General features: G+C 50.6%; 6 protein-coding genes. All 6 read right to left on the reverse strand.

The features are described from left to right. Nucleotides 1-329: 329 nt before the first annotated feature. Genes M0Q40_09330 through M0Q40_09355 form a run of 6 tightly spaced genes read right to left on the reverse strand, consistent with a single transcriptional unit; the run spans nucleotide 330 to nucleotide 9116 of the window. Nucleotides 330-2228 (reverse strand): TIGR03986 family CRISPR-associated RAMP protein, encoded by a 1899-nt coding sequence (locus M0Q40_09330; protein MCK9222801.1) that lies wholly within the window; start codon nucleotides 2226-2228, stop codon nucleotides 330-332. Further along, nucleotides 2221-2790, reverse strand: coding sequence for a CRISPR-associated protein Csx19 (gene csx19, locus M0Q40_09335; GenBank protein MCK9222802.1), 570 nt, complete (start codon nucleotides 2788-2790; stop codon nucleotides 2221-2223). Before csx19 ends, M0Q40_09330 begins: the two co-directional genes overlap by 8 nt. Next, nucleotides 2787-4169, reverse strand: coding sequence for an RAMP superfamily CRISPR-associated protein (locus M0Q40_09340; protein ID MCK9222803.1), 1383 nt, complete (start codon nucleotides 4167-4169; stop codon nucleotides 2787-2789). Before M0Q40_09340 ends, csx19 begins: the two co-directional genes overlap by 4 nt. Then, nucleotides 4166-6526, reverse strand: coding sequence for an RAMP superfamily CRISPR-associated protein (locus M0Q40_09345; GenBank protein MCK9222804.1), 2361 nt, complete (start codon nucleotides 6524-6526; stop codon nucleotides 4166-4168). The genes M0Q40_09340 and M0Q40_09345 overlap by 4 nt, the downstream gene beginning before the upstream one ends. Then, the gene (locus tag M0Q40_09350; protein ID MCK9222805.1) at nucleotides 6523-7974 is read right to left on the reverse strand and encodes a hypothetical protein; all 1452 of its coding nucleotides are present in this window, start codon (nucleotides 7972-7974) and stop codon (nucleotides 6523-6525) included. Before M0Q40_09350 ends, M0Q40_09345 begins: the two co-directional genes overlap by 4 nt. Before the next feature lie 11 nt (nucleotides 7975-7985). Continuing rightward, nucleotides 7986-9116 (reverse strand): hypothetical protein, encoded by a 1131-nt coding sequence (locus M0Q40_09355; protein ID MCK9222806.1) that lies wholly within the window; start codon nucleotides 9114-9116, stop codon nucleotides 7986-7988. Between the last annotated feature and the right edge of the window lie 530 nt (nucleotides 9117-9646).

Here is a 9646-nt window from a genome sequence, read left to right on the forward strand (position 1 = left end):
TCGGCCTGCTGATACCAACGCCATGCCAGAACTAGTTTCATGGAAAACCGTTCTGCGTGCGAACCAAGCTAAACACACTTCACCCCTTTGGCATTCTTAGACACAAGTAGGATGATGAAGAAACTAAGGTAAACAATCACAGAAGAAAGATGGCCAATCAAAATCCATAGTTTCCATCCTGGGATCGGTGCCTCCTCACCTTGTGTTTAGTCGTTCATATTCTGCTTAGCACGCTCTTTGCCTCTCGCGGTTGATCATATTCACCTAGGAACCTCCCTTGCAGCCATCGACCTTAGGCAACTCTGATTGTCTGAGAGTTCTTACTTCTGTTACTTGCAGGTCCCTTCAAAGGGAGGCATCCGGTCGTTCGGCACATTGCCCTTCAACACTGTGGAAGGTTTAGGCAACACCCGCCGTTTCTCATATCCTTCTCCATTCGGTACGTTGTTCTCGATATACTCATTGTAGTTCTTTCCGTTAATTCTTCCGAAGAAGAGATACCGTGTTCTATGGTTCCAGTCCTTGGGTAGTCCATCAAATTTCAACATACAGTGTAGCTCGTGTAAGCGTTCTGTCTGCCAAAGCTCCTCGACTGTTTTTACTTCGGGATTCACTCTTTCCGCAAAGCGATCTTGTAGCATCTGGGTATTCTCAACGGGTATTACCCCTGTATCTAGGTTCCCCGTACTATCGAAAAGCCAAGTATAGCGTTCTTGCCGTACGGTCCGGTACACCTTGATATCTTTCACTCTAATGCTGCCCAATCCCAAGGGTTTTCCCATCCCAATCTTATGTGCACAGCCTTCTGGTAAATCCAAAACTGTCAACAGACCGCCCAATTCGTCTGGGGTCAAATTCTCAAACCGAATGCGGCCTTTAAAGACATTGCCCCTTAGGACAGGCTGCACATAAGTATGGTGTTCCGTCTCTCCTTGATGTTCTCGAGACCGACACACATAATCGGCGCCGGGACGATGCCAGTAGAACTTAAAGCCCCTGATGGTAGCATCTTCAGAGTCCCAATGCTTTACCTGAGTAACCTTATCGGAGCTTTGTGTCAAGTAATGCTGGTAGGTGGTGGGCTTTGGTTGACTAAGGATTTTCAGTCGTACTGCCTTATCCCGGTACGCCCCTTTTTCTGCCGGCTCCACCAAGAACGCATCCTCAAAGAAGACTCGTCCCTGCCAAACCGCTAGTTCAGCACCATCTTTTCCTCTGCTTGCCGTTCTACCGAATAGAGCCTGGACAAAATCTACTTTGTCATCATACACCCCATAATAGGGATTAGCGTCTACCGTCCGCTTCTCGTAGGGGAAACGGAAATAGCGCGTATGCCCGAAAGAGACATGTTTTTCACCGTTTGCGTCCCATTCTACAAAGAAGCAGGGCGTCCCCCGCCCCTTTTGTCCGAAGATGAAGTCCTTATTTTTCTCAAGGATCGGCGTGTAACCAGACTCTAGATAGGCATCAACATCCCCTCTGGGAATCTCAATCTCCTCCGCCTGTGGATCCTCCTCATTGATTACCCACTGTCTCTTCTTTTTCTGCATGCTTCCAGAACAAACCAGCCAGCCACGATGCGTACAGTCTTCCTCCCTTCTCTCGGTGAACTTAGTAACACATTTTCCCTCCACTCGGAAAAAGCCTTCCTTACGCTTCCACTGTTCACTGCACCTATACTGAGCGTAACCTGCATCCAAATCGTCATTAATGGGTGTCGCAGGCCGGATGAACCATCTTTTTCCTTCTACATACAAGTAGCCGGCCTTTACCTTTTCATCTGCCATTTGTTCAGCATAAAGCTTCGCAGTGGGTTCATAGCTCTTAGATTGGTGATTTGGATTAGATCCGACTACGCGCATGAATAATTGCCCGTCATGCATCTGCCGCAAGGGTGCTGCGCTCAACACCTCTAGTAGCGTACGGATCATGCCCCGCAGGCTGCTCCCGGGTATTACTGGTTCTTTGCCCACTGAGAAGGGTTCTGTTTGAACGCCTGCTCTATTTTCCTGCAACGGCCACATCCCGCGAATATATGTGTCGGTTAAGCACTCGATTCGGTAGTCAATCCAACCTGTAAATAGCTGATCGTGGTAGCCATCCATATCCGGCACGGCTTTTCCATCTAACGTAAAGACCTCCTCCGGAGGAGGAACAAAGTTATAGGGTGCCCTACCGGCTCGTTCCTTAGCCACCGAACCCACATGCTGAAACCGGTTTTTAGACATCCCAACTACCTCCCTTCAGCTCTGGCAACGCAGGGTGGAGAGGTTTACCACAAGCTGTAGATAACCCTGTAAGAAAAGCATCCACAATCTGCGCTAAGTGCGTTTCCCGATCGTAATCTGCCACCTGGTTAACCTCAAGGCAGAGGGGCAAATCCTGCTCGGTAAACATGGCAGGGACAAAGAGCGAAAAGCCCCGTTGCTCATGTGCAACCCACCAAAGATCATCCACCTGCGCTACCTTAGTACCCCAAAGAGGGTGGCGCTCGGAAATCACTTCTGTCTCAGCAGATCTGAGCCTGAGCCTGCGTCCCCATCTTTGGCTTCCTTTCTGCCAAAGGTGCCACTCACCCCGATTTGTAAATATGCGTAAGTCCGTAAGTCGCGCCCAATCCACCTGGTTTCGCAAGTACAGCCGTTCTTTAGTTACCACGCCTAACCCGACAAAGGATGGCTCCTGGACAAAGGCCCAAGCCCAAGGGAAGTCATTATCCATAAGCTCCTTAGCGTAAACAAGCACATGCTCAACGGTTAACGGTACCAACAAATCATCCCAGCGGGTCACGCACATCCCCCCTGCCCGTAATTTTCCACCAGCTCCAGCACCAGATAACTTAACTCGTCCAAATCTTGCCCAGGACCAGGCACTACTTTCTCTGGCTCTCCGAGGGGCGATTCCCATGACCAGACAGACTCCCTGCCATCGGAGAATCGCCGTTTGAGCTCTGCCTTAGTGCCCATCACAACACCTCTACCTATACCCACCTCGCCACCGATGGGCAGGTCGCCTACATACAAATCCTTTAATACCAAGAGCAATAACCCGATCTCCGGCTCCCTTGGCTCTTCGATCGTTAGTTTCAGGATGAAATGGGGTCCCGGACCCGTAGGCCAAACAGCGGCTTCATCAAACAGGGCACCACTTAGGGCCCCGCCGGTAAACCGATCGATGGCGACCCGCCCCTGCACCATTGGTGCCACGTTCTCCAGGGGAACCTCCTCCACCAGGAGTCTACTAGCCCACAGGGACTCCTCCTCTCCTTCGAGGGGACCGAACAAATCATCCACCAACTTCATGGGCCAACCTTGGGTATTCACAATGCGCACAGCTCGATTCCTCAAAGCACCGGCAATGCTTGTTCCAGGAAGTACGGGCTTTTGATCAGCGTGGACATGAACCATATCCGGCGCTCCGGGAGACTCCACATAACTTCGTACCAGGAGCGAAGTTTTTAGATGCAGGTCCAGCGTCGCCTTAAACCAGGCCCGGTGGTCGGCAAGTTTCACTACCCGCTCTGACAAAGCAACTTGGGCATCCTCCACATCCCAGGGCTGATCGGTGAGCCAAGCGGCGACATGGCTAAGCTTGTTCATAGAAAGAACTCGAATATCCCAATTGTCCACTTGCCCCCGACCATAACCTCGCCTTGTCCGTGCCCCAAGCTGCATCTCCCCCAAAGCAAGCGCGTGGAGGAGGCCATAAAAGTAGCCCTCCAGAGCACGATCATCGCCTTGATGTAACACGAACTCCAACTGCATCAAGAAGCGAGTGCCAGTGTCAATAACCTCCAGATCATATTTTTTCGTGTCGATGGCTGTACCGGTTTTCGGGCAGATGGACACACCGTCTCGCAGAAGCGTCCGGCTTCTAGCACTAGTACAAATCCGCGCGTCTCGTACAATGACCTTGCTCATCTGATCCTCACGACCACTGCCCCCGAACAACTGTCGCGCCAGATCATCATTTCGACCGTAGCGGTAAAAGAGATAATGTCTAGCTGCACCGGCAATAGAGGTGCCTGGTATGAACGGCTCTCCATCCTGGTCTCGAATGAGCACCATATCGACTTCGGTTTCTGATGGGCACCCAAAGTGGGCCGGGGATAATAGGACCCACTCCCCCCGGGCATACACTCGCTTAATCACGGTGTCGGTGTCCTTCATATGCCATCCCCCCTCTTGTCCGCCTGCCTCCTCAGCTTGGCCAGGAGTTCCACAAGATACCGATAACACAACTTTTCCACAACTGCGGGATCAGCCAGCAAGCGTTCCTGAACCTGCCGGGACTCTTCCCATTCAGACCAGTTATATCTCGCCCTGCCAATCACCCGTTCTGCAACGAGAATCTCAGCCGTCTTCTCCGGAGAAGCGAACACTTCTACAAGATGTTTCTTCAGACTAACCTTCTTATGGTCTTCCCTTATGACCCCTTGCAAGTAGCACTTCTCCAAAGGTTCCCTGGCCCGATCTCGCAAAGACTCGATGCTTTTCTTCGCTATGCTCAAGCCGCTACGTAGCATCATACCCAGTCTGCCCAGGAGCGATTTTGTAGGAAGGGGCCCTATTACCTCCACCTGGTTTACGATTATGCTCACCTCATCATAGGCCTGACGGAGAATGATTTCCTCCACCACCTGCAGCACCTCTTCAGGTACCGCCCCGGTCGGATAGAAAATCCACTCTGACTCGGCCTTACCTAGCGTCCAACGTGGTGCAGCACCAAATCCTAGGCTGATCCGGCCAAAGCCTTCATCTTTACGCAAGCCTAGTCCTTCGTTGCGCTCTCGACTGAGATCCACTTTGTGATCAGTTGCGACCGCAAAGACCCAAGTGCTTCCCGAAGCCAAAGCTGGCCATTGGGTCCGGGGAAAACCAAGATGGGACTGATACCCCCCTACCCATTCCATCCGGGAAAACTGCGCTACTTCTTGTAACGCCTCAGGGGCTACCCCCATTAACTCTGCTAGTTCCTCCTTGGGAAACTCAGGCGCCGGGTGACCATTGCCGTTAGTACTAAGTAGGGGAGAAAGAAGGTTGACCACAAGGCAGCTTCCTGTCGTAGCAGCAGGGGCCCAGCCTTCCATGAAACCATCTTCGTCCACAACTTCTACAGCGCCCAAGTCAATCGTAGCATTACCTCCGTACTCAGCCCCCTTGGAACGCCCGACCCAGATCGTCCCCTGCTCCTGTAAGAACCTTTTCACAAACTCCAGGTCCGAGGCTGAACCGAGGATCACCCCGGCAAACCTCTGCCCCGCTTCAATGGACTCATAGGAAAAGAAGGTGCCGTCATGGGTATGATCATCATCGTCAGAGGGATTGCCTTTAGCCCGGCCAAACCGACGGTCTTGCGCCCGGACATGATGGGGAGATAGACGCGTCGCTACCGGCACCTTAACGTTCTTATTACCAGGACCAGCAACCGCAAATCCCAGCTGTCGCTCTAGTCTTGGTAGTTCTACAGGTTCATCGATGCACTGGTAGTAAGCTAAATCATAAAGCCTGAACTCATCACCCTTTTCCTTTCTAATGGAACGGGGGATGGGAAGACTTCGGCGTCCATCGGCCATCGGGTAAGCATTGAGAAACCGCAGACCTCCATCGACAAAGAGTCTCTGGAAGTCATCGTCTACACCACCCAGGTTTCTAATATATGCCCAGGCTACTGCCCCTTTAATGGTGCTACCTGGGATGTACCGATAGGTAGAAACCGTGTAGGAATCGCCCCACAGTCGGGCACAGATAGCCGGTCGATGCAAAGTCAAGCTAAATTGCAAAGCAGCCAACCTTCCGTCATCTTTCCCTCGTTCCAGTTTTAGAGGGCTCCCTGAACTGCCCTTTAAGACAGGGAACTCATCAATTGTGGCTTTGCCTAGGAGAAAATCGATGGCCTTTGCCGATAAGTCCATCCCAGCTCTTTCGAGGCTACAACGAACTGCCCCAAAACCCCGGGTGCGACTTGCCCCGAGGCATTTTAACCCAGAAGCCGCAAGGGCCAGGCCCATCAACTGTTTTTGGGTCAGGCTGCGGCCCATCTGCAAGGTAATATCGGCAACGAAGACTTGACCCGGATTCACCACCCGGATGCTCCGCAGGGTGTCCTTCTTTGCCGCACCAGAATCGTAGTCGATGGCAGTCTGTCTGCGGATCGAGGTAAGAGTCTCCAGCACGTCATATTTTGAAAACAGTGGTTTCTCCCGATATATGAACCAGTGTAACCATGGCTGCATACTCGCCTTTGCAGGCAAGTAAGCATCACCGATTATCAACGGACCACCCACTGCAGCTCCTCTTTCTCCGAACAGCTCGTCCGCGATAGGTAGCTGTATCCCATCTTCCCATAAAGCATCGCCAACATCCTGATAGGCATCTCGCCAGAGACCCTTGAGACGTTTTCCTGGTATGTAGGGCAGACCATAGTCATCAAAGACGACGTCCGTATCGACGGTACCCCGCCGCTCCTGGCCAGCGCCAAGGGTGGTTGGTGACAGGATTTGAATCTTAAGCTGCAAACTAGTCATGGACTCCCTCCTTCCCCGGCATCAACATGGTGATCGAGCATCTCCAATGGATCATAGTAGGGTGTGTTCGAACCATCCCAGGCGCCATGTAGAGAGAACCCCTCCACTTCCGGTAACCTATAGTTACGATGCTCAAATTGCTCAACCAGCGCCGTTGTAGCCGCTTCCCCCTCCACCAAAGCTTCAAGCAATCTTTTGGCGCGATTTATTGGCCAGTCGCGAAACGCTCGCCACAAATTATGGAACTGGTCGTATCTATCTTGACTACTATTTCCCCATACTTGGTAGGGACGAGCACACAGTTGTTTCCCCTCTCGATGGGCATACAGAGCATCTCTGAGGCTATCGAGATCAGATGTAATGGCATCTTGAACCAACTGAAAGTCAAGCCAACTACCACCCCGGTTAACCTCGCGACGTTTGTTCTTCGCATTATTACAGAGCTCCTCTGCCAATGCATAGCCCTTGGCAAAAGGAAACTTGACAGGCACGATGGCCACTCCTGCGGAGGCAGTAATCGGCTGGTAGCTCCCATGCAGGTTAGCGCCTCTACCCTTAGAAAACTCTCGCAGGTACTCCGCCGCAAGGGTAAGCCCGAGGGAGCCTAGGGTAATAAAGGTAATATCATCACCACCATGAATGATTGGGCGCAGGGGAAGCAGACCCTTCTTACGCCACTCTTCAAATTCTTTCCGCTCAACTAAACGTACTAGTTTCTGCACCACCCTTTCGTAGGCCTGGTTAGTAGCCTCTTTGATGGACTGGGAGAAGTTGTTCAAATGAATTTGTAACTCTTCCTCGTTGGGACAATCCTCGATGACTCTAATCAAAAGATCCCCCATACCGTCTCCGTCAATGTAGACCACAGCTACATGGGAACCTTCATAATCCGAAAAATCTGGAACAAAGTCATAATCATCGCCTAAGCCATTTCTTAGCGCCTGGCTCATCCGCACCAATGCTTGCCTGGCTACTTTTCTCTTTAAGATAGCCTCACGACTCAAGCAATAGTCCTTATCTTCATCTACCAGGCAAGCAGCAAGGCCAGTGCTTCTACATTGCTTGACGATGGGTAGAGCCATTAACGGAGCCCCACCCAAGGTGCGATCCTTTAGGCGATCCAGCTTGGCTAATGCGGCTTTGTATGCGGCAACATAGTTGTGCCCCTCTATGCAGTGATAGGCCGCCACACCTTGCAGCCCCGGCGCTTCCTTGAGCAGCTTCAGGCTCCACACTCTGATCACTTCTGCAGCTGTTTGTTCATCTGGCAAGATATATACTGCGTTGCCACCGCCAGCATAAATGGGGTCATGCTTTATTTCTTCTCTAAGACCTTCCTCAAGTGACCAGCGCAATAGCTCTGAGGCCCCCAAGTTTTCCTTTAGTCGGTTACTAGCAAAGATGTATCGCTGGATTCCTTGCACCGTAAAGAGCGCCATTACCCTCATCTAATCACCCCCTATATTCGACTTAGACGGCGAAGATATCTAGAGAGATGTTCCTTAAACCTATCCTCTGGCAACCGCTCTACATCCCAAATCTCCAGAGGCGACCCTGGACTACCAATATCTTGCATTAAATCCTTTTCCACAGCGTCAGTCCGTGTCGGATTAAGTAACGAAATAACAACCGCCCTGCTTTCATCACCGCCCAGTTGTCGCACCCGAGTTATGGCCTCAAACCCCTTGTGTTTTATATCTTTCTCGCTTTTCGTTGTACTGCATGAGAAGATGATCAATTGGTAACCCACAATACCGACCACATCCAGCTCTGCGGACTTCTCGGCCTTCCCCTTATAAAACCTAGTACTACCATGGGACTCGCAGGAAAACCCTAATGCCTGCAACTCCTCGAAAGCTTCTGAAAGATGCTTTAGGGTATAACCCTCGAGCCACTTATCCATCATTTTGTCTTTAGGCGAATCGTGTTCCCAGCGATCCATTTCAGCCTGCAATGCTTCATCATACACAGCCTTGTCCCATTCTGTTTCTCCGGCATTCTGTCTAAGATAGTACTGGCCGAGTTTATAGCTGAGAGCAACGAATTTCTCTCGGTTCATCTCGCGTGGTTCTAATCTGCACTTGTGTAACCGACTCAGTTGGTCAAGACTGATAGGACAATTCCTCCGGGCATCACGAATAGCAGTTTGAGTAGTATTGCCCTGATGACGAATGATACGATGGGGCTTTGAATCTAGATAGCTAGCACTAACGGTGAACGAAGTCCCCTCCTTTTCTGCCTCTTCCCGCAAAGCGCTCCAACAATGCACCGCCATGGCTTTGGTCCCACCAGTGTAGTTTAGCTCCAGATGCTTGATCCCTTCTTGTACATAATCCTTGACCAATGAGCGCATTGTTGCTTCAATCTCATCAGGTTCAGCCCGGGCGATGGTTGCGGTACAATAGCTCAGTCCCTGTTTCGCCAGCTCTTCTTTGAGATTTGCTGCATTCTCCCTAATACTCGGCGTATCCGTATGAATCAATGTGCCTTGCGAGAATTCGTCCTTGCAGCTCATACAGGCAACATAAACTGGTAGTGGATTAGTACCAACTAGGCACAATAAGTGTTTGTCCAGCAAATTCTCTCTCACGATCATCCTCCCTTTGTCAGTTTGTATTTTCGTATAATCCCAGGTAATAATAGCCTCCGGGACAGTATTCTGATTTAAGTATCAAGCGCGCATGCCAAACTATTGCTTAGAACAATACTCCGGTAATGTATCAGAACATCCTCGAAACAGTGCTTATCTGCTATTACCATATTCTGGAGCGAAGAGAAAAGATCCTCCCTTATTAACACGAAATTTAGTGAATCATCATGTTATAGACTAAGCCATCATCTGTTGAGGATCAGGCAGTCAGTTAGCTTCCATTTGAAGCAAAGCAAATCTTACCTCGCCTCTGCTAGTCATGATCGGGAGTAGAATTGACTAACCCTCTCCAACAGACAACTTGTCCATCGCCTACCGTCACTTCCGCAGAGCCATTAGGATTATTTGTGTTAGGCACCACATTATTTGAGACAAAAACTGCATGATCCAAGCATATTAAATGAGACACTTGGAGTAAGACCTAAGTCGTTTAGACGCGGGTCTTTTTTTGTTTGCTGGACAAGGAATAA

It is taken from the genome of Limnochordia bacterium (assembly GCA_023230925.1).
Classification (GTDB): Bacteria; Bacillota; Limnochordia; order DUMW01; family DUMW01; genus JALNWK01.

What these genes read in the sequence shown, in the direction of transcription:
- M0Q40_09330 (MCK9222801.1), bottom strand. Translation starts at nt 2,228, where the DNA reads ATGTCTAAAAACCGGTTTCAGCATGTGGGTTCGGTGGCTAAGGAACGA.
- M0Q40_09340 (MCK9222803.1), bottom strand. Translation starts at nt 4,169, where the DNA reads ATGAAGGACACCGACACCGTGATTAAGCGAGTGTATGCCCGGGGGGAG.
- M0Q40_09345 (MCK9222804.1), bottom strand. Translation starts at nt 6,526, where the DNA reads ATGACTAGTTTGCAGCTTAAGATTCAAATCCTGTCACCAACCACCCTT.
- M0Q40_09350 (MCK9222805.1), bottom strand. Translation starts at nt 7,974, where the DNA reads ATGAGGGTAATGGCGCTCTTTACGGTGCAAGGAATCCAGCGATACATC.